Source organism: Paraburkholderia sartisoli (assembly GCF_900107685.1).
In the GTDB taxonomy this organism is placed as follows: domain Bacteria; phylum Pseudomonadota; class Gammaproteobacteria; order Burkholderiales; family Burkholderiaceae; genus Paraburkholderia; species Paraburkholderia sartisoli.
This window is the reverse complement of record NZ_FNRQ01000001.1, coordinates 199,816-224,291: the sequence shown is the minus strand read 5'-3', so window position 1 is coordinate 224,291 and position 24,476 is coordinate 199,816. Positions and strand designations below refer to the sequence as shown.

At 64.7% G+C, this 24,476-nt stretch carries 22 protein-coding genes and 1 tRNA gene; 12 read left to right on the top strand and 11 right to left on the bottom strand.

The window, feature by feature from the left end:
- Window positions 1-2: 2 nt before the first annotated feature.
- Window positions 3-1,097 carry an A/G-specific adenine glycosylase gene (gene mutY / locus BLV45_RS01090; protein WP_176954046.1) on the bottom strand — a complete coding sequence of 365 codons (1,095 nt, stop codon included), beginning with the start codon at window positions 1,095-1,097 and terminating at the stop codon, window positions 3-5.
- Window positions 1,097-1,927, bottom strand: a complete 831-nt coding sequence (gene mutM, locus BLV45_RS01085; protein WP_090527722.1) for a bifunctional DNA-formamidopyrimidine glycosylase/DNA-(apurinic or apyrimidinic site) lyase — start codon at window positions 1,925-1,927, stop codon at window positions 1,097-1,099. The genes mutY and mutM overlap by 1 nt, the downstream gene beginning before the upstream one ends.
- Window positions 1,928-2,014: 87 nt before the next feature.
- On the opposite strand from mutM, the gene BLV45_RS01080 reads away from it, so the two are divergent.
- The 8 genes from BLV45_RS01080 (at window position 2,015) to hisC (ending at window position 9,186) form a co-directional block, all read left to right on the top strand.
- The gene (locus tag BLV45_RS01080; protein WP_090527719.1) at window positions 2,015-3,856 is read left to right on the top strand and encodes a tetratricopeptide repeat protein; all 1,842 of its coding nucleotides are present in this window, start codon (window positions 2,015-2,017) and stop codon (window positions 3,854-3,856) included.
- A 5-nt stretch (window positions 3,857-3,861) separates the two neighbouring features.
- The gene (lolB, locus tag BLV45_RS01075; protein ID WP_245753090.1) at window positions 3,862-4,488 is read left to right on the top strand and encodes a lipoprotein insertase outer membrane protein LolB; all 627 of its coding nucleotides are present in this window, start codon (window positions 3,862-3,864) and stop codon (window positions 4,486-4,488) included.
- 21 nt (window positions 4,489-4,509) lie between these two features.
- Window positions 4,510-5,391, top strand: coding sequence for a 4-(cytidine 5'-diphospho)-2-C-methyl-D-erythritol kinase (gene ispE, locus BLV45_RS01070; RefSeq protein ID WP_090527713.1), 882 nt, complete (start codon window positions 4,510-4,512; stop codon window positions 5,389-5,391).
- A 53-nt stretch (window positions 5,392-5,444) separates the two neighbouring features.
- Window positions 5,445-5,521, top strand: a tRNA-Gln gene (locus BLV45_RS01065).
- Between the two features lie 45 nt (window positions 5,522-5,566).
- Entirely contained in the window at window positions 5,567-6,520 is a 954-nt protein-coding gene (locus BLV45_RS01060; protein ID WP_090527711.1) for a ribose-phosphate pyrophosphokinase, read from the top strand.
- 153 nt (window positions 6,521-6,673) lie between these two features.
- Window positions 6,674-7,303 carry a 50S ribosomal protein L25/general stress protein Ctc gene (locus BLV45_RS01055; RefSeq protein WP_090527708.1) on the top strand — a complete coding sequence of 210 codons (630 nt, stop codon included), beginning with the start codon at window positions 6,674-6,676 and terminating at the stop codon, window positions 7,301-7,303.
- A 138-nt stretch (window positions 7,304-7,441) separates the two neighbouring features.
- Complete coding sequence (pth, locus tag BLV45_RS01050; protein ID WP_090527705.1) at window positions 7,442-8,050, top strand: aminoacyl-tRNA hydrolase; 609 nt, start codon at window positions 7,442-7,444, stop codon at window positions 8,048-8,050.
- Window positions 8,051-8,106: 56 nt separating this feature from the next.
- Window positions 8,107-9,186, top strand: coding sequence for a histidinol-phosphate transaminase (hisC, locus tag BLV45_RS01045; protein ID WP_090527702.1), 1,080 nt, complete (start codon window positions 8,107-8,109; stop codon window positions 9,184-9,186).
- Window positions 9,187-9,265: 79 nt separating this feature from the next.
- On the opposite strand, the gene BLV45_RS01040 is transcribed toward hisC, so the two are convergent.
- The 3 genes from BLV45_RS01040 to rsmD form a co-directional block, all read right to left on the bottom strand.
- Window positions 9,266-9,523: a YfhL family 4Fe-4S dicluster ferredoxin gene (locus BLV45_RS01040; RefSeq protein ID WP_090527699.1), complete on the bottom strand. Its 258-nt coding sequence runs from the start codon at window positions 9,521-9,523 to the stop codon at window positions 9,266-9,268.
- Between the two features lie 65 nt (window positions 9,524-9,588).
- On the bottom strand, window positions 9,589-10,101 hold the full coding sequence (gene coaD / locus BLV45_RS01035) for a pantetheine-phosphate adenylyltransferase (RefSeq protein ID WP_090527696.1): 513 nt from the start codon (window positions 10,099-10,101) through the stop codon (window positions 9,589-9,591).
- A 109-nt stretch (window positions 10,102-10,210) separates the two neighbouring features.
- Complete coding sequence (rsmD, locus tag BLV45_RS01030; RefSeq protein WP_090527693.1) at window positions 10,211-10,828, bottom strand: 16S rRNA (guanine(966)-N(2))-methyltransferase RsmD; 618 nt, start codon at window positions 10,826-10,828, stop codon at window positions 10,211-10,213.
- Between the two features lie 542 nt (window positions 10,829-11,370).
- On the opposite strand from rsmD, the gene ftsY reads away from it, so the two are divergent.
- Window positions 11,371-12,570: a signal recognition particle-docking protein FtsY gene (gene ftsY, locus BLV45_RS01025; RefSeq protein WP_407670967.1), complete on the top strand. Its 1,200-nt coding sequence runs from the start codon at window positions 11,371-11,373 to the stop codon at window positions 12,568-12,570.
- Between the two features lie 120 nt (window positions 12,571-12,690).
- Here ftsY and maiA read toward each other — a convergent pair whose 3' ends face one another.
- Together maiA and BLV45_RS01015 are read right to left on the bottom strand one after the other, a co-directional pair.
- Window positions 12,691-13,335: a maleylacetoacetate isomerase gene (gene maiA / locus BLV45_RS01020; protein ID WP_090527687.1), complete on the bottom strand. Its 645-nt coding sequence runs from the start codon at window positions 13,333-13,335 to the stop codon at window positions 12,691-12,693.
- 27 nt (window positions 13,336-13,362) lie between these two features.
- Window positions 13,363-14,061, bottom strand: coding sequence for a fumarylacetoacetate hydrolase family protein (locus BLV45_RS01015; RefSeq protein ID WP_090527684.1), 699 nt, complete (start codon window positions 14,059-14,061; stop codon window positions 13,363-13,365).
- A gap of 208 nt (window positions 14,062-14,269) precedes the next feature.
- On the opposite strand from BLV45_RS01015, the gene ybiB reads away from it, so the two are divergent.
- Together ybiB and leuA are read left to right on the top strand one after the other, a co-directional pair.
- Window positions 14,270-15,250: a DNA-binding protein YbiB gene (gene ybiB, locus BLV45_RS01010; protein WP_090527682.1), complete on the top strand. Its 981-nt coding sequence runs from the start codon at window positions 14,270-14,272 to the stop codon at window positions 15,248-15,250.
- Window positions 15,251-15,758: 508 nt separating this feature from the next.
- The gene (leuA, locus tag BLV45_RS01005; RefSeq protein ID WP_090527679.1) at window positions 15,759-17,414 is read left to right on the top strand and encodes a 2-isopropylmalate synthase; all 1,656 of its coding nucleotides are present in this window, start codon (window positions 15,759-15,761) and stop codon (window positions 17,412-17,414) included.
- Between the two features lie 157 nt (window positions 17,415-17,571).
- Here leuA and BLV45_RS01000 read toward each other — a convergent pair whose 3' ends face one another.
- Together BLV45_RS01000 and BLV45_RS00995 are read right to left on the bottom strand one after the other, a co-directional pair.
- Window positions 17,572-17,955: a nuclear transport factor 2 family protein gene (locus BLV45_RS01000; protein WP_090527676.1), complete on the bottom strand. Its 384-nt coding sequence runs from the start codon at window positions 17,953-17,955 to the stop codon at window positions 17,572-17,574.
- A 51-nt stretch (window positions 17,956-18,006) separates the two neighbouring features.
- Complete coding sequence (locus BLV45_RS00995) at window positions 18,007-18,567, bottom strand: acyloxyacyl hydrolase (RefSeq protein WP_090527673.1); 561 nt, start codon at window positions 18,565-18,567, stop codon at window positions 18,007-18,009.
- 357 nt (window positions 18,568-18,924) lie between these two features.
- On the opposite strand from BLV45_RS00995, the gene rpoH reads away from it, so the two are divergent.
- Window positions 18,925-19,860 carry an RNA polymerase sigma factor RpoH gene (gene rpoH / locus BLV45_RS00990; RefSeq protein WP_090527670.1) on the top strand — a complete coding sequence of 312 codons (936 nt, stop codon included), beginning with the start codon at window positions 18,925-18,927 and terminating at the stop codon, window positions 19,858-19,860.
- Window positions 19,861-20,014: 154 nt separating this feature from the next.
- Here rpoH and nagE read toward each other — a convergent pair whose 3' ends face one another.
- Window positions 20,015-21,772, bottom strand: coding sequence for an N-acetylglucosamine-specific PTS transporter subunit IIBC (nagE, locus tag BLV45_RS00985; protein WP_090527667.1), 1,758 nt, complete (start codon window positions 21,770-21,772; stop codon window positions 20,015-20,017).
- A gap of 109 nt (window positions 21,773-21,881) precedes the next feature.
- Window positions 21,882-24,440 carry a phosphoenolpyruvate--protein phosphotransferase gene (ptsP, locus tag BLV45_RS00980; RefSeq protein WP_090527664.1) on the bottom strand — a complete coding sequence of 853 codons (2,559 nt, stop codon included), beginning with the start codon at window positions 24,438-24,440 and terminating at the stop codon, window positions 21,882-21,884.
- Between the last annotated feature and the right edge of the window lie 36 nt (window positions 24,441-24,476).

The following is a 24,476-nucleotide window of genomic DNA, read 5'->3' as shown; positions in this document are numbered from 1 at the left end:
GCCTAAAGCAGCGATCCCTGCATCGTATCGAGCAGCCTGCGAACCGGGGCCGGCACGCCATACGCGTCGAGTTCGTGCAGCGCGACCCAGACCGTTTCGTCGTCGCCTACACTGGCGAGCGTCGCCCGCAAACTACCCAGTTCGACGACGCGCGGCTCGATATCCAGACGGAAATGCGTGAACGTATGCGTGAGTGTCGCGAGCGGCATCATGGTGCCCGATGCGCCGTATCCTTGCGCGCGATCGGCGAGCGCCGCTTCGCCGGACGCTTCCGGCAGGCTCCACAAGCCACCCCAGATTCCCGACGGTGGACGTTTTTCCAGCATCACCGCGTTACCGTCGCGCAGCACGAGCATCCACGTGCGCCGCGTTGGAATCGCTTTCTTTGGACGCGCAACCGGCAACTCGCGCTGGCGTCCGGTGACGTTCGCCACGCAGTCGGCGGCGAACGGGCAGCGCACGCAGTCCGGCTTGCCGCGCACGCACAGCGTGGCGCCAAGATCCATCAGACCTTGCGTGTAGGCGCTCACATCATCGTCGTTTGCGTTTGAAGGCAGCAGCGATTCAGCCAGCGTCCACATCGCGTTCTCGACCCGTTTTTCGCCCGGAAATCCTTCGACGCCGAACACGCGCGCAAGCACCCGCTTCACGTTGCCGTCGAGAATCGTCGCGCGCGCGCCAAACGCGAACGAGGCAATCGCAGCCGCCGTCGAGCGGCCGATGCCCGGCAACTCCGCCAGCGCCTCGACCGGTGCGGGGAATGCGCCGCCATGCTGCTCGACAACCGTCTGCGCGCAGCGATGCAGATTGCGCGCACGCGAGTAGTAACCGAGGCCGGCCCACAGCGCCATCACGTCGTCGAGCGGCGCGGCGGCTAGCGCGGCGACATCCGGGAAACGGCCAAGAAAGCGCTCGTAGTACGGGATCACCGTCGAGACCTGCGTCTGCTGCAACATGATCTCGGAGAGCCAGATGCGATAGGGATCGCGCGTGTTCTGCCACGGCAGGTCGTGACGGCCATGCACGCGCTGCCACGCGATCAGCCGCGCGGAAAAATCGGTCAACGCAGCAGGAACGGAAAGGGAAAGAGTGGACATCAGCGCTGGCAGGTCGGGCAAAAGTAAGTGGATCGCTGACCTTGCACGATCTGTCTGATCGGCGTGCCGCAGACGCGGCATGGCAGCCCGGCGCGATCATAGACGAAATAGTCGAGCTGGAAATAACCGCTTTCCCCATCACTGCCGACAAAATCGCGCAACGTGCTGCCGCCTTTCTCGATGGCGGCGGCAAGCGTCAGCCGCACGGCATCCGCGAGCAGTTCGTAACGAATGAGCGAAACGCGGCCAGCGGCCGTGGTCGGACGGATGCCCGCGCGAAAAAGGCTCTCGGAAGCGTAGATATTACCCACGCCGACCACGATTTCACCCGCGAGCAGCACCTGCTTCACCGACACCTTGCGGCCCCGTGTTTTCCGGTGCATCAGCGCGCCGGAAAACGCCGGCGTGAACGGCTCGGCGCCGAGTCCGGCGAGCAGCGGATGATCGAGTACATCACCGGCCGCGCGCGGATGCCACAGCACGGCGCCGAAGCGTCGGGGATCGCGATAGCGCAGGATAAATTCGTCGAAAATCCAGTCGATATGATCGTGCTTCGCCGCGGCCGGCGGATGAGACACGTTGCGCAGCACGCGCAGCGTGCCCGTCATGCCGAGATGCACGATGAACCAGCCCTCGTCGAGCTCGAAGAGCAGATATTTGCCGCGCCGTTCGACCTTGCGGATCACGCGGCCCCGCAATGTTTTTGCAAGGTCGGCCGGAATCGGCCAGCGGAGCGCGGGCGTGCGCACGTCGACACGTTCGACGCGTCGTCCGGACACATACGGTTCAATTCCCCGTCGGGTAACCTCAACTTCTGGCAACTCTGGCATGTCTAACTGGTCTGCAACTTGCGTGGGTGGTTGTGCGCTTATTGTAGCGAGCGCGTTACAATCGACCGAAACATTGATCGGATTTCCATGAACGTGTCCTTCGTGAAGCTGTTTTACCGGCGCCCGGCCATCGTGACCCGTGTGCCGCGCACTGTCTCAGTCCAGCGGATGCTCGGCGCGGCGGTTGTCGCCGCGTGGGCGCTCGTCGCGCTGCCTGCGCACGCGCAGGATCCGTCGACGGATTCCGACGACAGTTCCCTTACAGTGCAGGACGCGCTGGGGCAACCCTCGGCGGAAGAGCAGAAGAATCTGCCGGATGTCGCGCTGTCCAGCCAGATCGTCTTCCAGGTGCTTGCGGCTGAAGTCGCGTTACAGCGAAACCAGCCGGCGCCCGCCTACCAGACGTACCTCGCGCTCGCACGCGACACGCACGACCCGCGCATGGCACAGCGCGCAACCGAAATCGCGCTTGGCGCACAGAGCCCGGCCGATGCACTCGCCGCCGCGCAATTGTGGCAGCAGTATGCGCCGGGTTCGGAGCGCGCGGCGCAACTCGACGCGTCGCTGCTCGTGCTTTCCGGCAAGCCTGACGAAGCCTCGCCGATCCTCGCGAAAGAACTGGCAAAGGTTCCGGTCGACATTCGCGGCAACGCGATCCTCGCGCTGCAGCAGCTGCTTTCGCGCGGCCCCAATCGCATCGGCGGCCTGCACGTGCTGCAGGATCTGCTGAAGGACGACCAGAACCGTCCGGAAACGCAGCTTGCCATTGCCCGGCAGCAGATTCTCTGCGACGACGCACCGGGCGCGCGCAAATCGCTTGAACAGGCGCTGGCGCTGAAGCCCGACTATCTGCCGGCCGCGCTGACGCTGTCGCAGATGGGTCCGGAAGAGCGCAAGGAAGGCATCGCCTCGCTCGAAAATTATCTGCGGCAGAATCCGAAATCGCACGACGCGCGTCTCGCGCTCGCGCAGATGTATCTGGCAAGCGATCGCCTCGACGACGCGCAGAAGCAGTTCGAAGTCATGCGTCAGGACAACCCGAACGACCTGACGCCGCTGATGGCGCTCGCGCTGATCAGGATCCAGCAGAAAAATTTCGCCGATGCGCAGACATATCTGAAGCAATACGCGAAGCAGGCCGAAAAGACGCCGGGCGCCGATGCGGGTCAGGCGTACATCTATCTCGCGCAACTGTCGCTCGAACAGAAAGACGAAACCGCCGCCAGCGACTGGCTCAACCGCATCCAGCCGTCCAGCCAGCAGTACATCCCGGCGCAGATCACGCGGGCCCAGCTGCTCGAAAAGCAGGGCAAGCCCGACGACGCGCGCAAGCTGCTCGCGGCCCTGCAGTCGCCCGATCCGCGTGACCAGTCGCTGATCGCGCGCACCGACGCGGCGATCCTGTTCGACGCGAAGCGCTACCCCGAAGCCGAGTCACGCCTCGCCCAGGCCAGTTCGGAATTCCCCGACGATCCGGATGTCTCGTACGACTACGCAATGGCCGCGGAAAAAACCGGCCATTACGACGTGATGGAAACGCAGTTGCGCAAGCTGATGCAGACGCAGCCGGACAATCCGCAGGCGTACAACGCACTCGGCTATTCGCTCGCGGACCGCAACCAGCGCCTTCAGGAAGCCGACAAGCTGATCGAGAAGGCCGCATCGCTCGCGCCGGACGACGCGTTCATCATGGACAGCGTCGGCTGGGTGAAATATCGCCTTGGTGATACGTCGGATGCGATCAAGATGCTGCGCAAGGCATACGATCTGCAGCCGAACGCCGAAATCGGCGCGCATCTGGGCGAAGTGCTGTGGAAAAACGGCAATCAGGATCAGGCGCGCGACGCCTGGCGCCAGGCCCGCAAGCTCGAACCCGACAATGACACCCTGGTCAAAACGCTTCAACGTTTCCAGGTGAACGATCTCTGATGCGCATGCCCAGTCTTGTCCGTCCGGCGACGGCGCCGCGTCGCGCGGCGCTGGGTCTCGCGGCTGCTGCCCTCGTGGTGCTCGCGGGCTGTGCGTCCGTCAAGCCGGAAGGCCCGTCCACGTCGAACGCCGCCACGGCCGTTACCGCGCAGACCACGCGTGAGTATCACGGCCGCTTTGCCGTGCAGTACAACGACCAGAACGGCCAGCAGCGCAACGCTTACGGCAACTTCCAGTGGCAGGAAACCGGCGACACCGTGAACCTTCAGCTGCGCAATCCGCTCGGGCAGACGCTTGCGATCATCACGTCGTCGCCGGCTTCGGCCACGCTCGAACTGCCGAACCGCCAGCCGCTGACCGCTGACAACGTCTCCACGCTGATGCAGAATGCGCTCGGTTTCGCGCTGCCGGTCGAAGGGCTGCGCTACTGGCTGCAGCCGTCGGCGGCGCCCACTTCGCGGGCGAAAACGGTAACCGATCCGCAGCAGGAAACGCATCTGAAGCAGATCCAGCAGGACGGCTGGACGATCGACTACCTCGCCTACGCCGACGCGCCCGCCACCGGCGTGAAGCGCGTCAATCTGAGCCGCGAGACCCCGCCGCTCGACATCAAGCTCGTGCTGGACCAGTAAGCTCCGTATTTCACCGAATTCATGATCGAAACAAACAACGCGCTGCGCGACTGCCTCGCACCCGCGAAGCTCAACCTCTTCCTGCACATCAACGGACGCCGCCCCGACGGCTATCACGCGCTGCAGACGGTATTTCAGCTGCTCGACTGGGGCGACACGCTGCACTTCACGCTGCGCACCGACGGCCGCATCACACGCGTCACGGAAATCGCCGACGTCCCCGCGGAACACGATCTGACCGTGCGTGCCGCGACGCTTCTGAAGGCGCACACGGGCACGGGCGCGGGCGTCGACATCGAGATCGACAAGCGCCTGCCGATGGGCGCGGGGCTCGGCGGCGGCAGCTCGGACGCCGCGACCACGCTGCTGGCGCTCAACCGGCTGTGGAAGCTCGAATTGCCGCGCACCGAACTGCAGGCGCTCGCCCTGAAGCTCGGCGCGGACGTGCCTTTTTTCGTCTTCGGAAAAAATGCGTTCGCAGAGGGTGTCGGAGAGGCGCTCCAGGTTGTACAATTGCCGCCGCGTTATTTCCTCGTTGTGACGCCCAAGGTTCACGTCCCGACCGCAGCGATTTTTTCCGATAAATCGTTGACAAGAGACACGGAACCCCGCACAATTACGGACTTTCTTGCACAGCAAAGTTGCAGCCCAGAATGGCCTGACAGTTTTGGCCGGAATGACATGCAGCCAGTTGTCGTGGGAAAATACGCGGAAGTTGCGCGGGTGCTGAGATGGTTCGATAACATCGCACCGGCGCGGATGACCGGATCGGGCGCGAGTGTTTTTGCAGCGTTTCGTGATCGCGGTGAAGCAGAAGCGGCGCAAGCCAGACTGCCAGCCGGATGGAACAGCGCAGTAACCGCAAGCCTGGATTCACATCCACTCTTTGCTTTCGCGGCATAAGGTTTTGCATCGTCGGGTGGTTCTCCACATCCGGCGGCGCTCAAAGTTAGTGTAGGGGAGTCGCCAAGTTGGTTAAGGCACCGGATTTTGATTCCGGCATTCGAAGGTTCGACTCCTTCCTCCCCTGCCAAAATTCTCGCATTCTCTCGCCCTCCCAGCCTGAAACAGGTGCACGATGAGCAGCCATGACGGCCTGATGGTTTTTACTGGCAACGCGAATCCCGCGCTTGCACAGGAAGTCGTCAAGATCCTCGGTATTCCCCTCGGCAAGGCCATGGCCAGCCGTTTCTCGGACGGTGAAATCCAGGTCGAGATTCAGGAAAACGTTCGCGGCAAGGATGTCTTCGTCCTGCAGTCCACGTGCGCACCGACGAACGACAACCTGATGGAACTGATGATCATGGTCGATGCGTTGAAGCGCGCATCCGCTGGCCGGATCACCGCAGCCATCCCCTATTTCGGCTATGCCCGTCAGGATCGACGCCCGCGTTCGGCGCGCGTCGCCATCTCGGCGAAGGTCGTGGCGAACATGCTGGAAATCGCCGGCGTCGAGCGGATCATCACGATGGATCTGCACGCCGACCAGATTCAGGGCTTCTTCGATATTCCCGTCGACAACATCTATGCAACGCCCGTGCTGCTCGGCGATCTGCGCAAGCAGAACTACGAGAACCTGCTGGTCGTTTCGCCGGACGTTGGCGGCGTGGTGCGCGCACGTGCGCTTGCGAAGCAGTTGAACTGCGATCTCGCGATCATCGACAAGCGCCGTCCGAAGGCGAATGTTGCCGAAGTGATGAACATCATCGGCGAAGTCGAAGGTCGTACGTGCGTGATCATGGACGACATGGTCGACACCGCCGGCACGCTCTGCAAGGCAGCGCAGGTGCTGAAGGAACGCGGCGCGATGCAGGTTTTCGCCTACGCGACACACCCGGTGCTGTCGGGTGGCGCGGGCGAGCGTATCGCCGCTTCGGCGCTCGACGAACTCGTCGTCACCGACACGATTCCGCTGGGCGAAGAGGCCCGCTCCTGCGCGAAGATCCGTTCACTGACGAGCGCTGGCCTGCTCGCCGAAACGTTCTCGCGTATCCGTCGCGGCGACTCGGTGATGTCGCTGTTCGCGGAATAGTCAGGAATTTGCGAAGGTGCGGCACGATGCTGCGCTTTGGCACAATCGGCATGAACGGACGAAGGTTCGTGCCGTCGCTTCTGGGGCCTGCGCTTAAAGCGTGAAGGCCCCGTTTTTACTGCCTGGTCGCGGGCAGTGCATTGGAGAATCAAGATGAAAGTAGTCGCTTTCGAGCGTAGTCTGCAAGGTACGGGTGCGAGCCGCCGCCTGCGTATTACCGGCAAGACGCCGGGAATCGTATATGGCGCTGAGGCTCAACCGCAACTGATCGAACTCGATCACAACGCGCTGTGGCACGCGCTGAAGAAAGAAGTTTTCCACTCGTCGATCCTCGATCTGGAAGTGGCCGGCAAGTCGCAACAGGTTCTGCTGCGCGACGTGCAATACCACCCGTTCCGTCAGCTCGTGCTGCACGTGGACTTCCAGCGCGTCGACGCGAAGAAGAAGCTGCACACCAGGGTGCCGCTGCACTTCATGAACCAGGAAAGCAACCCGGCAGTGAAGCTGTCGAGCGCGGTGATCTCGCACGTTCTGAACGAAATCGAAATCGAGTGCCTGCCGTCGGTGCTGCCGGAATTCCTCGAAGTCGACCTGGCGAAGATCGAAGCCGGCCAGACGATGCACGCGAAGGACATCGTGCTGCCGAACGGCGTCTCGCTGGTCGCACACGTTGAAGCAGAAAACCCGGTCATCGCTTCGGCGACGATCCCGGCTGGCGCCGTCGCTGACGAAGCCGCTTCGGGTGCTGCAGCTGAAGGCGAAGGCGACAAGCCGGCTGCCTGATCGCACGGGAAGCGAACAAATCCTCTCGATCCGTTTCATTGAGACGGTCGACGTGACCCGCCGCGGTTCGCCCCGGCGGGTTTTTTTTCGGCTTTTTTCGTGCCCCCGTCAGGTGGGTAACGGGACAATCATCGAATCATGATCAAGCTGATCGTCGGGCTCGGCAATCCGGGCGCCGAATATACCGCGACCCGTCACAATGCCGGCTTCTGGCTGGTCGACCAGCTCGCGCGCGAAGCGGGTACCACGCTGCGCGACGAGCGGCGCTTTCACGGTTTTTACGCGAAGGCGCGGCTGCATGGCGAGGAAGTACATCTGCTCGAACCGCAGACGTATATGAACCGCTCGGGGCAGTCGGTCGTCGCCGTGGCGCAGTTCTTCAAGATCCTGCCCGATGAGATTCTCGTCGCGCACGATGAGCTCGACATGTCGCCGGGTGCCGTGAAGCTGAAGCTGGGCGGCGGTAGCGGCGGTCACAACGGACTGAAGGACATCACCGCCCATCTGTCGTCGCAGCAATACTGGCGGCTGCGGATCGGCATTGGCCATCCGCGCGACCTGATTCCCGAAAGCGCGCGCGCCGGCGCGAAACCCGATGTCGCGAACTTCGTGCTGAAGCCGCCGCGTCGCGAGGAGCAGGACGTGATCGATGCGTCGATCGAGCGCGCGCTCGCGGTGATGCCGGTGATCGTCAAAGGCGAGCTCGAACGCGCGATGATGCAGTTGCACCGGAACGCGCAGCCGTAGGCCGTCGATTCCATCATCGGCACGTCCACTCGAACAACAGCCAAAGGAGCCGCGTCTTGAGCCGTTTCTGGAGCGCCATCGTTCACCGGTTGAAGCCGTACGTGCCGGGTGAGCAACCCGTACACGCGAACCCGGTGAAGCTGAACACCAACGAGAATCCCTATCCGCCGTCGCCGCGCGTGCTCGATGCGATTCGTCACGAACTCGGCGAGACGGCCGATACGCTGCGCCGCTATCCCGACCCGACCGCGCTCAGGTTGCGCGAAACGGTCGCGAAGTATCACGGCATTCATGCGGAGCAGGTGTTCGTCGGCAACGGTTCGGACGAAGTGCTCGCTCACGTCTTCCAGGCGTTGCTGAAGCACGGGCATCCGGTGCTCTTCCCCGACATCACGTACAGCTTCTATCCGACGTACGCGCGTCTTTACGACGTCGAATACCACACCATCGCGCTCGACGAAGCGTTCGCGATCCGCCTCGACGACTATGCGGCGCCCAACGGCGGCGTGCTGTTTCCGAATCCGAACGCACCGACTGGCCGCGCCCTGCCGCTCGCCGATATCGAGCGGTTGCTCGAGCGAAACACGGAATCCGTCGTGGTCGTCGACGAAGCGTATGTCGATTTCGGCGCGGAATCGGCGATCGGCCTGATCGACCGCTATCCGAATCTGCTGGTCGTCCATACGGCTTCGAAGGCGCGCTCGCTCGCCGGCATGCGCGTGGGCTTCGCGTTCGGCGACGCCGCGTTGATCGACGCGCTCAATCGCGTGAAGGACAGCTTCAACTCGTATCCGCTCGACCGGCTGGCGCAGGCCGCCGCGACTGCCGCGTACGAAGACGATGCGTGGTTCCGCGACAGTTGCGCCAGGGTGATCGCGAGCCGCGAGCGGCTGTCCGCCGGGCTTACCGCGCTGGGATTCGAAGTGGTGCCGTCAGCGGCGAATTTCGTGTTCGCGCGGCATGAAGGCCATGAGGCGGCGGCGCTCGCCGCCCGTCTTCGCGAGAAAGCGATTTTCGTGCGTCATTTCAACGCACCTCGCATCGATCAGCATCTGCGCATTTCCATCGGCACCGATGCCGAGTGCGATGCGTTGCTCGACGCGCTGCGCGATGTCATCAGGGGTGGCGTGGCGTAGGTTGGGGTGCGCCGAGGACGAAAAAAAACGGGCAAAATCGCCCGTTTTCATGTTCTTGCGCCAACCTTGCCGGGAGGCGTTACTGCACCTTTGCGGCCATCAGCGCGTGATACTTCGCCATCAGGCCATCGGGCGTTTCGGCGTGTTGCGGATCGCGTGGAATGCATTCCACAGGGCAGACCTGCACGCATTGCGGTTCGTCGAAATGTCCGACGCATTCGGTGCATTTCTTCGGGTCGATCACATAGATTTCCGGGCCCATCGAGATTGCGTCGTTCGGGCACTCGGGCTCGCACACGTCGCAGTTGATGCACTCGTCGGTAATCATCAGGGCCATGCTTCTTCTCACTTCGCGCCGGCAACGGGCCAGCAATCATTCCGCCAGCCGCCAGTTTACGCCGCTTACGGCTGCGCTGCCTGGCCCGGCTCCGCATCGAGCGCCGCGACCTTGTCCTGCAGCCATTTTTCCACTGACGGAAAAACGAACTTGCTGACGTCGCCGCCCAGCTGTGCGATTTCGCGGACGATCGTGCCCGAAATGAACTGATACTGATCGGACGGCGTCATGAACATCGTTTCGACGTCGGGCAACAGGTAGCGGTTCATGCCGGCCATCTGAAACTCGTATTCGAAGTCGGACACGGCGCGCAGCCCGCGCACGATCACGCGCGCATTGTTCGTGCGGACGAAGTCTTTCAGCAGCCCCTTGAAGCTCATGATCTGCACGTTCGGATAGTGGCCCAGCACTTCGTGCGCGATATCGAGACGTTCTTCGAGCGTGAAGAAAGGCTTCTTGTTACGGCTGTCGGCAACCCCGACCACCAGCGTATCGAAAATGCTCGACGCGCGCCGAACGAGGTCTTCGTGACCGCGCGTCAGCGGGTCGAATGTGCCCGGGTACACGGCGACTACCATGAGACTTCTCCTCTCTGTTCACTGAAGCGGGCCGTTCAGCGCCCGTGAAATGCTTCTGTCAGGGTGCGTGCGTGACGGCAGGCGTCCAACGCTTGTTATGGAAGGCGCATTATTCCTCATTTTCGCGCTGCAGCAAATGATAGTGGACCGCGCCCGCCTTGCCCTGGCGGACGATACTCCAGCCGGCCAGCGCCTCTGTCTGTGCGATGTCGAGCGCATCGCCTGCTTCGACATACAGAAAGCCGCCGGCGCTCACGAGCGGCACGACGAGCGTCAGCGCGCGGGCAAGCAGGTCGGCGTCGAACGGCGGATCGAGGAATACGACGTCGAACGAGCCAGGCGCGAGACTCGCGCCGAGACGCAGCGCGTCGGCTTCGGCGATTTCGATGGCGCGCGCCGCCAGTTTCGCCTGATTCGCGCGCAACTGCGCGGCCGCGCGCCCGTTGCGCTCGACCATCAACACGCGCGCCGCGCCGCGCGACGCCGCCTCGAAACCGAGCGCGCCGCTGCCGGCGAAGAGATCGAGGCAGCGCAGGCCGTCGAGCCGCTGGCCGAGCCAGTTGAACAGGGTTTCGCGCACGCGGTCGGGTGTCGGACGCAGGCCGTCCAGATCGAGCACTGGCAGCGGCGTGCGCTTCCAGTCGCCGCCGATGATGCGGATTGCGTGCGGCGCCTTGCTGCGGCCTGAAGATGCGCCGTGCGCGCGGGAAGGAGAGGGTCGGGGCATGCGGAAATCGTTTTGCTGGAGAGTTGCCCGCGTTTGCGACGGCGGGCCGGAGCGCCAACGTTACCACAGGCCCGCGCCGCTTCGGCGTGGACGCCACGTGGACCGGCGCGCCGGCGCCGTGGGGCTTCGGCACGGCGTCCGGCGACGGGCCAGAGCGCGCCTGATAAAATGTGCGGCTTCCAGCGCCTTGCATCCCGCATTGCCACGCTGCCTGCCGCTTTCGCGTGGTCCCGCGTCGCGGGAATCGGCGCGCGCTCTCACCACGCCAGATCATGTTCAGCTTTTTCAAACGATTCAAGGGCTCGAAAACGTCCGATGCCGCGCCGCAGGAAGAGCCGGTAGTCGAGGCGCCTGAGGCGCCGGGCGCACCGCCGGCAGTCGAGCCGGCGCCTGGTTCGGCGCCTGTCGCTCCTGTGGCGCCCGTGCCAGCAACTGCGCCCGTGCCAACCAATGCACCAGTGCAACGCGCCGATACGCAGACGTCCACGGCGGCGGTACAGCCTTCGCCGGCTGCCCCGCCCGCCGATCCCGCGTCCGGTCGCATCGCTTCGCCGGCTACGCAACCGGCGTCTGCGGCCCGCACCCCTGACACCGCGTCGCCCACCCCGGTCGATCGGCCAGGTGTGCCCGTTTCCGCGTCGCCAGCGCCCGCCTCCGTGGCAACTGCTGCGCCGACAGCCGCACCGCAGTCGCCGCAACCCGTCGCGGCGCCGGCCACCGCAGCCGCTCCCGTCGCGGCACCGTCGTCGGCCTTCGTCGCGCCTGCCGCGCCCGCCGCGGAGGATGAAACCGCCGACGAAACCGTCGAAATCGTCCCGCCGCCCGCGCCCGAACCGGCCGCGAGGAAATCCTGGCTGACGCGCCTCAAGACCGGCCTGTCGAAGACCAGTTCGAGCCTGACGGGCATCTTCGTCGGCGCGAAAATCGACGAAGACCTGTACGAGGAACTCGAAACCGCGCTGCTCATGTCCGACGCGGGGGTCGACGCCACGGAATTCCTGCTCGAAGCGCTGCGCGAAAAAGTCCGCAGCGAACGGCTGACCGATCCGCAACAGGTGAAGACGGCCCTCCGCGCGCTGCTGGTCGATCTGCTGAAGCCGCTCGAAAAATCGCTGATGCTGGGCCGTGCGCAGCCGCTCGTGATGATGATCGCGGGCGTGAACGGCGCGGGCAAGACGACGAGCATCGGCAAGCTCGCCAAGCATCTGCAACGTTTCGACCAGTCGGTGCTGCTCGCCGCCGGCGACACGTTCCGTGCCGCCGCGCGCGAGCAGCTTGCCATCTGGGGCGAGCGCAACAACGTGACGGTGGTCGCGCAGGAAAGCGGCGACCCGGCCGCGGTGATCTTCGATGCCGTCGGCGCCGCGCGCGCGCGCAAGATCGACGTGCTGATGGCCGACACGGCCGGCCGTCTGCCGACCCAGCTGCATCTGATGGAAGAACTGCGCAAGGTGAAGCGCGTGATCGGCAAGGCGCAGGACGGCGCGCCGCACGAAGTGCTGCTCGTCATCGACGCGAACACCGGCCAGAACGCGCTCGCGCAGGTCAAGTCATTCGACGACGCGCTCGGCCTGACCGGCCTCATCGTCACCAAGCTCGACGGCACCGCGAAAGGCGGCATTCTGGCCGCGATCGCGCGGCAGCGTCCGGTGCCGGTCTACTTCATCGGCGTCGGCGAAAAAGTCGAGGATCTGCAGCCGTTCAGCGCCGAGGAATTCTCCGACGCACTGCTCGACTTCTAGCCATTCGAAGCGGCGCCACCCTCGAAACTGGCTAAAAAAAGCGTCGAGTGCATGAATCGCACTCGACGCTTTTTTGTCTCTTGCATCCTGCACGCACGCAGGGTGCGGCCGGCGTCCGCGCTACTCCGCGTCCGGCTGGGCACCCGGCGCCGCACGCTGGAACGCATCGAGCGTCATCGCGTGCTCGTAGATCCGGTGAATCGTCGGATACGGCGCCGTGTCGACCTTGAAGCGATGCGCGTTGAACACCTGCGGAATCAGGCACGCATCCGCCAGCGTCGGCATATCGCCGAAGCACAGCGTGCCGGTGCGCGAGTCGCCGGCCAGATGCGTCTCCAGCGCCGCGAAACCCGATTCGATCCAGTGGCGATACCACGCATCCTTCGCTTCGTCGCCGACGGCGAGCGTGTGCTTCAGATACTTCAGCACGCGCAGGTTGTCGAGCGGATGGATCTCGCACGCGATCTGCAACGCGATCGAGCGGACATACGCACGATCGCGCGGCGTGGCCGGCAGCAACGGCGGCTCAGGATGCGTTTCGTCGAGCCACTCGATGATCGCGAGCGACTGCGTGAACACGTCGTCACCGTCGACGAGCGTCGGCAGGATCGCCTCCGGATTCAGGCGGCGGTACTCGGGCTTCAACTGCTCGCCGCCATCGCGCAACAGATGAACCGGCACGCACTCGTACCGCAGGTTCTTCAGATTCAGCGCGATCCGCACGCGCCAGGCCGCCGAGCTACGAAAATAACTGTAGAGCTTCATTCGACGTGTCTCCTCCGTCCGGTGCGCTCAGGCAACGCGCACGCTGAAATCGCCCAGCCCGTCGACGCCGCCCTTCATCACCTGGCCCTTCACCACCGCGCCGACACCTTCCGGCGTGCCCGTGAAGATCAGATCGCCGGGTTGCAGTTCGAAGAGCGTCGACAGATACGCGATCGTGTCCGGAATCGACCAGATCAGGTCCGACACGTCCGAGCGCTGCTTTTCCTCACCGTCGACGGTGAGCCAGATCGCGCCCTTGTCGATGTGTCCGACCTTCGCGGCCGGGTGGATCGGACCGAGCGGCGCCGAATGATCGAAACCCTTCGCGGTATCCCAGGGGCGGCCGAGCTTTTTCGCTTCGGCCTGCAGGTCGCGGCGCGTCATATCGAGCCCGAGTGCATAGCCGTAGACGTGTTCGAGCGCGCGCCCAGCGGGGATGTCCTTGCCCGCCTTGCCGATCGCCGCGACGAGTTCCATCTCGAAGTGCACGTTGTTCGAGAGCGACGGATACGGGAAGCGGCCGGTTTCACCGGGCGCGACATACACGACGGCGTCGGCCGGCTTGCAGAAGAAAAACGGCGGCTCGCGGTCGGGATCGTGTCCCATCTCGCGCGCATGCGCCGCGTAATTGCGGCCCACGCAATAAATCCGGCGCACCGCAAACTGCTCGCTCACTCCGACAACAGGCACCGCGACAACCGGCGCCGGCGCAAACACGTAACTCATCCCGTTCTCCGTTTTCTGAGGAAGGCCGCCCGAGGCGGCGACGAAACGCCAAGTGTAACGCGCAGCCGTCACTTTGCCGGATCGCGACAGATGCGATACTGGAGGCCTTGACCGTCCCGCTGGCCTGCCGTGAGCGCCGGTTTCCCGATAACCGGGTCGTACGCGCGGCTCGCCCGCACCACCGACACATCCGCACCCGCCCCATCCGATGACCGAATCCGCCGAATCCGCTAACGCCTCCGACACGCTCTCCTGCGCCCGCTTCATCAAGGAAATCGGCCGCGGGCCGCACGGCGCCCGTGCGCTCTCCGCCGAGGACACGCATACGCTGTACAGCGCGATGCTCGACGGCCGCGTGTCCGATCTGGAGCTTGGCGCGGTGCTGCTGGCGTACCGCGTGAAAGGCGAGAGCGCGGACGAGCTGGCGGCGATGCTGGCGGCCGCGCATGCTTCGTTCGAGCCGGTGCGCGTGACGCACGATGCGTATCAGGCCGTATCGATCCCCAGCTACAACGGCGCGCGCAAACAGGCGAATCTCGTGCCGCTGCTGGCGCTGCTGCTCGCCCGCGAAGGCGTGCCGGTGCTGGTACACGGCGTCACTGACGATCCGGGCCGCGTGACGAGCGCGGAAATTTTCACGCACCTGGGTGTCGATCATGCGCAAAGCCGCGCGGACATCGAAGACACACTCGCCGCGCGCCGCCTCGCGTTCTCGCCGGTTGCGACGCTCGCGCCGAAGCTCGCGCGCCTGCTCGCGCTGCGCCGGCGGATGGGCGTGCGCAATTCGACGCATACGCTCGTCAAGCTCCTGCAGCCGTTCGAGCCGCGCGGGCTGCGCCTCGTGAACTACACGCATCCGCCGTACCGCGAAAGCCTCACCCAGCTGTTCGCGGCGCATCCGGATGCGGCCATTGGCGGCGCGCTGCTCGCACGCGGCACGGAAGGCGAGGCGGTCGCCGATACACGGCGTCAAGTGCAGATCGACTGGCTGCACGACGGCGCATGCGAAACAGTTGTCGCGGCTGAGCGCTCGTCGCCGGACGCGCACGAAGTGCCGCTGCCAGAAACCCGCGACGCAGCGACCACGGCGGCATGGATCCAGGCCGCCATGCGCGGCGAGGTGCCAGTTCCGCAGGCGATCAGCCGCCAGGTCGAACTGATCGCCGGAATCGCGAAACGCGCCGCCTGACCCTGTCTGGCGCGGCGGCGGGCCCGTTCATGCACGGTTCGCCGCGCCGTTCGACCTGTCGCTGGAAGATCAGCCGGAAGATCGCCGGTTGACAGATTCCTGCGTGCTGACATACAGTCACCGGATGCGTTACCTTCCGAACACCCTCCGAATTACCCTCAGCCGCCTACCGCGGCTTCTATCGCTACGTCTAGCGTAAGTCAGGCGTAGCGCCGCGCATCCAGCTTCAGCGCGCGGTCCTCCAGCAGTTCCGCAGTCCGTTTTACCCCAGATCCGCAGTTCCTCTTACAACCTGTCGTCAGTGTTCGTCCGTTTATCCAGCGGATGAATCGCGAGGTCAAAATGCACGTTGCATGGGCACAAGCCATCACCGTCAACAGCGTCATCATCGCGATGACCCTCTTCGTTCGCGCCCGTTCGTTGCTGCCGCTAGCCGCCCGCCGGCCGTCGCCCAGTCTTTTTGCACGCAGACACGCACACGAACACAACACCACGAACGAGGCTCACCATGTTGCGCAATCCCGCTGAGAAATACCGCCCTTTTCCCACCGTCCGTCTGACGGGCCGCAAGTGGCCGAGCCGCACGATCGAGCGCGCGCCGGTCTGGATGAGCACCGATCTGCGCGACGGCAACCAGTCGCTGATCGAACCGATGAGCATCGCGCAAAAGCTCGAATTCTTCGAGACGCTGGTCGCCATCGGCTTCAAGGAAATCGAAGTCGGCTTTCCGTCGGCTTCGCAGACTGACTTCGATTTCGTTCGCAAGCTCATCGATGAAAAGCGCATTCCCGACGACGTGACGATCGAAGTGCTCGTGCAGTCGCGCGAAGAACTGATCGCGCGCACGTTCGAGGCGCTCGAGGGCGTGCCGCGCGCGATCGTGCATCTGTACAACGCGATCGCGCCGTCGTTCCGCAAGATCGTGTTCAACCAGTCGAAAGACGAGGTGAAGGCGCTGGCCGTGGACGGCACGCGGATCATCCGGCAATACGCCGACGCCCGTCCGCAGACGCACTGGATCTACCAGTACTCGCCGGAAACGTTCAGCATGACCGAGCTCACCTTCGCGCGCGAAGTGTGCGACGCGGTCGCGCAGACGTGGCGTCCGACGCGCGATCACAAGATGATCGTAAATCTCCCGGCCACCGTCGAGGCGGCGACACCGAACGTGTTCGCCGACCAGGTCGAATGGATGGACCGCAATCTCGGCTATCGCGACAGCATCGTGCTGTCGGTGCATCCACACAACGACCGCGGCACGGCCGTCGCCGCCACCGAACTGGCGTTGATGGCGGGCGCGGATCGCGTCGAAGGCTGCCTCTTCGGCAACGGCGAGCGCACCGGCAACGTCGACATCGTCACGCTCGCGATGAATCTCTACACGCAGGGCGTCGATCCGGAACTCGATTTCTCCGATATCGACGCGGTGCGCCGTGTCGTCGAGCGCTGCAACCAGATTCCGGTGCATCCGCGCCATCCGTATGCCGGCGACCTCGTGTTCACGGCGTTCTCCGGCTCGCATCAGGACGCGATCCGCAAGGGTTTCGCGCAGCAGTCGCCCGATGCCGTCTGGGAGGTGCCATATCTGCCAGTCGATCCGGCCGACCTCGGCCGCAGCTACGACGCGGTCATCCGCGTGAACAGCCAGTCCGGCAAGGGTGGTTCGACCTATCTGCTGGAGCGCGGCATGGGCTTCACGCCGCCGCGTCGCGTGCAGATCGAGTTCAGCCACGCGGTCCAGGCGGTCGCGGATCAGTCCGGCGAGGAAATCACCGGTGACGCGATCTGCGCGCTCTTCACGCGCGAGTACTTCGAAACCCGTGGGCCGGCCGCGCGTGTCAGCGCGACGTCCGTGCGCTGGGAAAACCGCGACATCAGCGTCGCGGCACCCGCCGGCGCGGAAAGCGGCGCCGGTTCGCACGCGCATGCGGTGGCGCAGGCCATGACGTCGGTGGCCGGTCAGCCGGTCGAGATCACGTCGTGTGAAATCCAGCGAACGACGGACGGACGTGTCGCCGCGTTCGTGGGCTGCCGCGTCGGCGGACAGGCGGTGCGCTACGGCGTCGGCGTGAGCGACGATGAAGCAACCGCCGTCGTCGATGCGGTGGTCAGCGGTGTCAATCGTGCGGTGTGGGCGCCGGTGGACCGGCGCGTGGCGGCCTGACGGGGCGATTTGAAGGGACGCCGCGAAAAAGTGACTCCGCCGTCAGATTCAGGACGGCACATCAGGTGGTGAAGCGTCGAAACATGGCGCAACGCCGTGCGTCATGCGCCCAGGCGGCTCACAAGGCTGCCTCGTGATGGGGGGAAACCGACCGGTTTCACTCGATTGCGCAACGCGTCGCCTGCCAGGCGATCAGCCGCCAGTGTCCGGCTTCCTGCGTCTGGATGGCGGTATAGGCGATCGGGAAAAGCAGCGCGCCGCTGTTCGCTTCCATCTCGATCAGCGCGCGGCCCGTGACGACGCAGGCCTCGTTGCCCACGGTCAGGACGTCCTGCGACTGGATTTCGATCTGCCGGTAACGGCGACGGCCCGCCGTGATGGCGTCGATGAACTGCTGTTTCGACTCCCGCTTGCCGTTGGTATGGACGTAGACGACACTGTCCGACAGCAGTGCGTCGAGCAGTTCACCATTGCCATCGACCATCGCGCGAAAGCGGTCGCGCTCCAGCCCGCGAATCGCCTCGATCACTTTTGCCGCCATCGCTCTGCCCCTTTGCACCGAAAGGCGCGCCGCACGCGGCGGCCCCGACCGTCAGAAGTTGTATTGCAGATATAGCTGGGTGAAATTTATACCAGGATTGGGCTCTTTGATACTGGCGTTAGACAGATGCTGGAAACGAAAGCCCGCCTCGTATTGCTGGCGGTCGCCGAACTGGGCACCCACGCCCGCCATGTCGGCGAACTGGAACGCGGATGACAACGTGTACGAATTCGAAATCGTCGGGCTGGTCAGCACGCGCACACCGGCGCCGGCTTCGACGAACGGCCGGAACCAGCCCGAGCTCTTGATAAACCGGATCACCGGCGTGATGCCGAGCTCACCAGTGTTTTGATGCACGTTGCCCTCGCTGCTGTGCCACCACGAAACGTGCGCCTCGCCGATCAGCGCGAAGTGCCAGCCGCCGATCTCCCACCACGTCAGCCCCGGATCCCACACCACGCCCAGGTCGAGCTTGTTGACGTGATGATCGGCCATCCCGCCCGCCACCTGGATGCCGAACTGATCCGCAGAAGCCAGTCCCGAAAAGGTCAGCAGTGCCAGTGCGAAGGCGCCCCGAAGCGCCCAGCCGGGCCGTGCATTATTCTTCTTCATCGAACACCTTCGCCCAGATTTGACGGCCATCACCCGAGGCGATCGCCGTCATTTTAGAGATAAGTGAAGTAAAAGAAACCTTATAAACGGAGCCTGGCTTTGGCAAATAATTGCTTCAAATCAGACGAAAGCAGGTCATTTATCGACGCCCCTACCCCGTAAAAGCAGATTGTACGAGCCCCGCAAAATTCCTGCAGATGACGTACAATGCTATTAGAACTTAAATTCCAATAGATTTAACGGAACTCTCAAGTCCCTACGGCCTCTAAGTATTAGCACTCACGTTACTGGAGTGCTAACATCCACGGGAGTCGTTTTCTGACTGAGCATTTGGTTGATTCCATAGGAGTTTCTTACGTGAGCAATGCATTGACCCTTCCGCGTACGCTGAGCCCATCGTCGGCTAAGGCCGCTCCGGCAGGCGCTCTGGCGCTCGCGCATTCTTCGCTGCTGCCCGGCCAGCTGGGCAATATCGACGCCTACATCCAGGCCGTGAACCGGATCCCGATGCTGACGCCGGCGGAGGAACGCCAGTTCGCCACCGAATTCCGCGAGCAGAACAATCTGGATTCCGCCCGTCGCATGGTGCTGTCGCACCTGCGTCTTGTCGTGTCGATCGCGCGTAACTACCTGGGCTACGGCCTGCCGCATGCCGACCTGATCCAGGAAGGCAACATCGGCCTGATGAAGGCGGTGAAGCGCTTCGATCCGTCGCAGAACGTGCGGCTGGTTTCGTACGCCATGCACTGGATCAAGGCGGAGATCCACGAATACATCCTGCGCAACTGGCGCATGGTGAAGGTCGCCACCACCAAGGCGCAGCGCAAGCTGTTCTTCAACCTGCGCAGCCACAAGCAGGGTTTCCAGGCGTTCACGCCGGAGGAAATCGAAGGGCTTGCGACCGAGCTGAACGTGAAGCGCGAAGAAGTGGCTGAAATGGAAACGCGTCTGTCCGGCGGCGATATCGCGCTCGAAGGCCAGGTCGACGACGGTGAAGAAGCCTGGTCACCGATCGCGTGGCTGGCCGACTCGCATAACGAGCCGACTGCGGTGCTCGCCGCGCGTCAGCGCGACAGGCTGCACAGCGACGGTATCGCCAGCGCGCTCGACGCGCTCGACGCCCGCAGCCGCCGCATCATCGAGGCCCGCTGGCTGAAAGTCGACGACGACGGTTCGGGCGGTTCGACGCTGCACGAACTCGCGAGCGAATTCGGCGTATCGGCGGAGCGTATCCGTCAGATCGAGGCCAGCGCGATGAAGAAAATGCGCGGGGCGTTGAGCGAATACGCGTAACGCACAAGCCGGCTGGTCCGGCACCGCTGTTGTACCCGGCCCCGCCTTCGAAAGACGGCGGGGCTTTTTTTCGTTTATCGCGGATTTCCGGCGAACACGGCACCCACACAGGGCGCCGCGTTTTTCATTGCGTCCGTCTAACGCGTGAAGCGCATCAGGCCGGTTGCGGCGCGGCGCCGCCGGTCGCCGGCAGACGTGCCGCCAGGTGCTGCGCGTAACGCGCCGCCGCCTGACCCACGACGATGTGGAACGTATCCGCCGACACCCACGCGACGTCCAGCCCCGCCATGCGCTGCCTGTCCACCGCCGACGGGTCGCTGACCACGACACGCAGGCGCGTCGCCGCGACGGCGTCGAGCGAGACAACATTGGTCGCGCCGCCAAACACGGCGAGCCAGCGGGCCGGGTCCGGATCCAGCGGACCGCTTTCCGATGCGGCAACCGCAGCCGCTGCTACCGGGACTGCCGCTACCGCAGGTTTCGCTGCAACCGCGCCACCCTGGTCGATCGTCGTGCGGATTTCGTCGGCGATCATGTCCGCTTCCGGTCCGATGATCACCTGCACGTTCGTCGCGCCGCGCTTGAGCACGCCGCGCGCACCGATCGTCTTCAGATCGGCTTCCGACACGCGGTTCGCATCCACCACCGAAAGGCGCAGACGCGTCGTGCATGCATCGACGAGCGTCAGATTCGACACACCCCCCAGTGCCGCGATGTAACGCTGCGCGCGTGTCGCGGCCACAGCCGTTGCCGGCGCGGCAACACCCTCCGGCGTTTCGACGGCCGCATCATCGGCGTTGAGGGGTTCACGCCCCGGCGTCGCCATGTTGAACCTGCGGATGAAGAAGCGGAACAACCCGTAGTACACAACGGCGTAGACCACGCCAATCGGAATCGCCATCCAGCCCTTCGTCGACAGACCGTAGTTCAGGACGTAGTCGATCGCGCCCGCCGAGAACGTAAAGCCGAGGTGAATGCCGAGCGCCGAGCAGATCGCGAGCGAGAGACCCGTCAGCAGCGCGTGGATCACGTACAGCACCGGTGCGAGGAACATGAAGCTGAATTCGATCGGCTCGGTCACGCCCGTCAGGAGCGAGGTCAGCGCCATCGAGAACAGCAGGCCGCCCACCAGCGCACGGCGTTCCTTCGGTGCTTCATGGAACATCGCGAGACATGCCGCCGGCAGACCGAACATCATGACCGGGAAGAAGCCCGTCATGAACGTTCCGGCCGTCGGATCGCCCGCGAAGAAACGATGCAGGTCGCCCGTCACGGCTGCGCCGCCCGGCGGCGTGAACGTGCCGAACACGAACCACGTCAGCGAATTCAGGATGTGGTGCAGGCCCGTGACCAGCAGCAGACGGTTCAGCACGCCGAATACGAACGCGCCGATAGCGCCCGCGGTCGTCAGCCAGTGGCCGGCCAGGTCGATGGCGGCCTGAACCGGCGCCCACACATAGCCGAACGCGATCCCTATCACCAGACACGCAACCCCGGTGACGATCGGCACGAACCGTTTCCCTCCGAAAAACGCGAGGTAGTCGGGCAGCTTGATGTCCTTGTAGCGGTTGTAGAGCAACCCGGCCACGATACCGGCCACGATCCCCGACAGCACGCCCATGTTGAGCTTGTCGTTGATGTCCTTCATCACGGCGATCTCGATCAGATAGCCGATGGCGCCCGCCAGCGCCGCGACGCCGTTGTTGTCCTTCGCAAAGCCGACCGCCACGCCGATCGCGAACAGCAGCGGCAGGTTGTCGAAAATCGCGCCGCCCGCGTCGGCGATCATCTTGATGTTGAACACATCGGGCTGACCGAGGCGCAGCAGCAGGCCGGCAACCGGCAGCACTGCGATCGGCAGCATCAGCGCGCGACCGAGGCGCTGAATCTTCAGAAACGGATTCCCATCCATTGATATCTCCAATCCCTTCATTGAGTCGTGGTCGTAGTTATTGCCTACGTCGTTGCGTTACGTCCTGCGCGGTCTTCTTGTTGCGAAGGCTGTGGCGAACCTGTGGGGTTCAGTCCTGCGGCCAGACTTCGCGGCTCACTGCCCTTACCGCCTGCGCCGAGTCGAGCGCCAGGGCATCGTGGGCGCGCTGACGGCACAGTTGATAATCGAGATTGCGCACCCGCGCCTTGATGCCCGGCACCGACACCGGGTCCACCGAAAGCTCGGTCACCCCGAGGCCGACGAGCAGCGGCACCGCGAGCGGATCGCCCGCCAGCGCGCCACACACGCCCACCCACTTGCCATGCTTTTCCGCGCCCTTCACCGTGGCGTCGATCAGGCGCAGCACCGCCGGATGCAGCCCGTCCGCCTGCGCGGCGAGGTCCGGCTGGCAGCGGTCCATCGCGAGCGTGTATTGCGTCAGGTCGTTGGTGCCGATCGACAGAAAATCCGCGTGCTGCGAAAGCTGGTCGGCCAGCAGCGCCGCCGACGGCACCTCGATCATCACGCCGACTTCGATCGCGTCCGTGCGGCCCGCTTCGCGCGCGAGTTCGTCGATGCGCCTGCGCAGACGGATGAGTTCGCCCGCATCGGTAACCATCGGCAGCAGGATGCGCACGGCGCCCACCGGACGCACGGCGAGCAGGCCGCGCAACTGGTCGTCGAGCAGATCCGGGCGCACCTGCGCGAGACGGATGCCACGCAGGCCGAGCGCCGGGTTCGTTTCCGGCGGCAGCGTCAGGTAGTCGACTTCCTTGTCCGCGCCCACGTCGAGCGTGCGGATGATCGCGGTGCGGCCGTCGAGCGCATCGACGATCGCCTGGTAGCTCTGGCGATGCTCATCGACGTTCGGCGCCGCCTGGCGATGAATGAACAGCAATTCCGTGCGAAGCAGGCCGACGGCATCCGCGCCGTTGTCGACGGCGGTCTTCGCGTCGTCGAGCGTCGCGATGTTGGCGGCGACTTCGATCGCGCGGCCGTCGTTCGTGGCGGCTGTCTGTTGCGACGTGCGACGGTTCGCTTCACGCACGCCGGCAAGACGCTGGCGCTCGCTGCGCGCACGCTCGACGTCGAGCGCGGTGGGCGCGTATTCGACGCGGCCCGCGCCTGCATCGACGACGACCTGCGTACCTTCCGGCACCGCGAAGAGCGCGTCGCCGATCGCGACCAGCGCCGGAATGCCGATCTGACGCGCGATGATCGCGGCGTGCGACGTCGCGCCGCCGCGCGCCATCAGCAGCGCCGTCACGCGCGTGCGATCGAGCGATGACAGATCCGACGGCGTGAATTCTTCCGCGACGAGCACCGCTTCGTCCGGCAACGCGCGCGCCACGCTCTTCGAATAGCCGAGTGCGCGCAGCACGCGCTTTTCGATGTCGCGCAGATCGGCTGCGCGTTCGGCGAGCAGCGCGTCATCGATATTCGCGAGCACCGCGATCTGCGCGCGGATCGCCGAGCGCCACCCGAAGCCTGCGCTCTTGCCGAGGCTGATCAGATCGCGCGCGGCGTCGAGCAGCGTCGGATCTTCGAGCAGCACGCGATGCACCGCGAAAATGCCCGCCTCGCCGACCGCGCCGCGTTGCGACGCGTCGCGCACCACCGTGTTCAGCTCCGCATCGACGCTGGCAAGCGCCTTGTCGAGCAGGCGGCTTTCCGCCGCCGACGTGCCGCTCGCCACTTCCGGCGGATCGAGATCGGCGTCGTCCCAGCGCACGATCTTGCCGAGCGCGATGCCCGGCGCCGCGCACACGCCAGCCAGCGTATCCGGCGCGAGCGATGCGCCAGCCGCGCGCGCAACCTGCTGCGGCGCGGGTGAGCTTTGACGTGCCGGCTTTTCGTCGACTTCACCGTGTACTTCGCGCAGCAGTTCGTGCGCGACGGCTTCGACCGCTGCCGCCGCCTGCGGACCGACGCCGAGAAGCTCGACCGTCGCGCCTTCACCGGCGCCAAGCCCAAGCAGGCCGACAACGCTCTCAATCGCCGCCTTGCGTCCTTCGTAACGGACTTCGACGCGCGCATCGAAACCGCGCGCCGCTTCGCGGGCGCGCGCCGCCGGCCGCGCGTGCAGGCCGCCGGCGTGCGCAAGCGTGATCTGCCGGCGCGACTCCTCGGTGACGTTGGTCGCCTGGCGCGATGCTTCCGCGGCGGCGCCATCGCGGGCGCGCAGCGTGAAGAGCGGGCTTTCGCCGGCCTTCAGCATGCCGCGAGCCGAGCGTTCGACGATTTCGAACGCATCCGAATTCGCAATCGCGATCACCGACACGAGGCTCGGCGCCATTGATGCAACGTAGTCCAGATCGAATTCGATCAGCACGTCACCGGTACGGACCGTTGCGCCTTGCGACACCTTCGGCGTGAAGCCCTTGCCGGCCAGCTCGACCGTGTCGATGCCGATATGCAGCAGGATTTCGGCGCCTTCGGCGGTGGTCAGCGTCAGGGCGTGACCGGTGCGCGCGAGATGCATGACCACGCCGTCGCACGGCGCGACCAGCTGGCCGGCGAGCGGATCGATACCGATGCCGTCGCCGAACATGCCGCCCGAAAACACCGGGTCGGGTACGTCCGCCAGCGCCACGACCGGACCGGTCAGCGGCGCGAGCAACACTACAGGGCCTTGGGATTGGCTCATCAAACGGGACTCCTCGACACGTCGCATCTGCTATCT

Bases quoted from the DNA above. Each gene is read 5' to 3' on its own strand.
- mutY (WP_176954046.1), bottom strand. From the start codon at position 1,097: ATGTCCACTCTTTCCCTTTCCGTTCCTGCTGCGTTGACCGATTTTTCC.
- mutM (WP_090527722.1), bottom strand. From the start codon at position 1,927: ATGCCAGAGTTGCCAGAAGTTGAGGTTACCCGACGGGGAATTGAACCG.
- BLV45_RS01080 (WP_090527719.1), top strand. From the start codon at position 2,015: ATGAACGTGTCCTTCGTGAAGCTGTTTTACCGGCGCCCGGCCATCGTG.
- lolB (WP_245753090.1), top strand. From the start codon at position 3,862: ATGCCCAGTCTTGTCCGTCCGGCGACGGCGCCGCGTCGCGCGGCGCTG.
- ispE (WP_090527713.1), top strand. From the start codon at position 4,510: ATGATCGAAACAAACAACGCGCTGCGCGACTGCCTCGCACCCGCGAAG.
- BLV45_RS01060 (WP_090527711.1), top strand. From the start codon at position 5,567: ATGAGCAGCCATGACGGCCTGATGGTTTTTACTGGCAACGCGAATCCC.
- BLV45_RS01055 (WP_090527708.1), top strand. From the start codon at position 6,674: ATGAAAGTAGTCGCTTTCGAGCGTAGTCTGCAAGGTACGGGTGCGAGC.
- pth (WP_090527705.1), top strand. From the start codon at position 7,442: ATGATCAAGCTGATCGTCGGGCTCGGCAATCCGGGCGCCGAATATACC.
- BLV45_RS01040 (WP_090527699.1), bottom strand. From the start codon at position 9,523: ATGGCCCTGATGATTACCGACGAGTGCATCAACTGCGACGTGTGCGAG.
- coaD (WP_090527696.1), bottom strand. From the start codon at position 10,101: ATGGTAGTCGCCGTGTACCCGGGCACATTCGACCCGCTGACGCGCGGT.
- rsmD (WP_090527693.1), bottom strand. From the start codon at position 10,828: ATGCCCCGACCCTCTCCTTCCCGCGCGCACGGCGCATCTTCAGGCCGC.
- maiA (WP_090527687.1), bottom strand. From the start codon at position 13,335: ATGAAGCTCTACAGTTATTTTCGTAGCTCGGCGGCCTGGCGCGTGCGG.
- BLV45_RS01015 (WP_090527684.1), bottom strand. From the start codon at position 14,061: ATGAGTTACGTGTTTGCGCCGGCGCCGGTTGTCGCGGTGCCTGTTGTC.
- ybiB (WP_090527682.1), top strand. From the start codon at position 14,270: ATGACCGAATCCGCCGAATCCGCTAACGCCTCCGACACGCTCTCCTGC.
- leuA (WP_090527679.1), top strand. From the start codon at position 15,759: ATGTTGCGCAATCCCGCTGAGAAATACCGCCCTTTTCCCACCGTCCGT.
- BLV45_RS01000 (WP_090527676.1), bottom strand. From the start codon at position 17,955: ATGGCGGCAAAAGTGATCGAGGCGATTCGCGGGCTGGAGCGCGACCGC.
- BLV45_RS00995 (WP_090527673.1), bottom strand. From the start codon at position 18,567: ATGAAGAAGAATAATGCACGGCCCGGCTGGGCGCTTCGGGGCGCCTTC.
- nagE (WP_090527667.1), bottom strand. From the start codon at position 21,772: ATGGATGGGAATCCGTTTCTGAAGATTCAGCGCCTCGGTCGCGCGCTG.
- ptsP (WP_090527664.1), bottom strand. From the start codon at position 24,440: ATGAGCCAATCCCAAGGCCCTGTAGTGTTGCTCGCGCCGCTGACCGGT.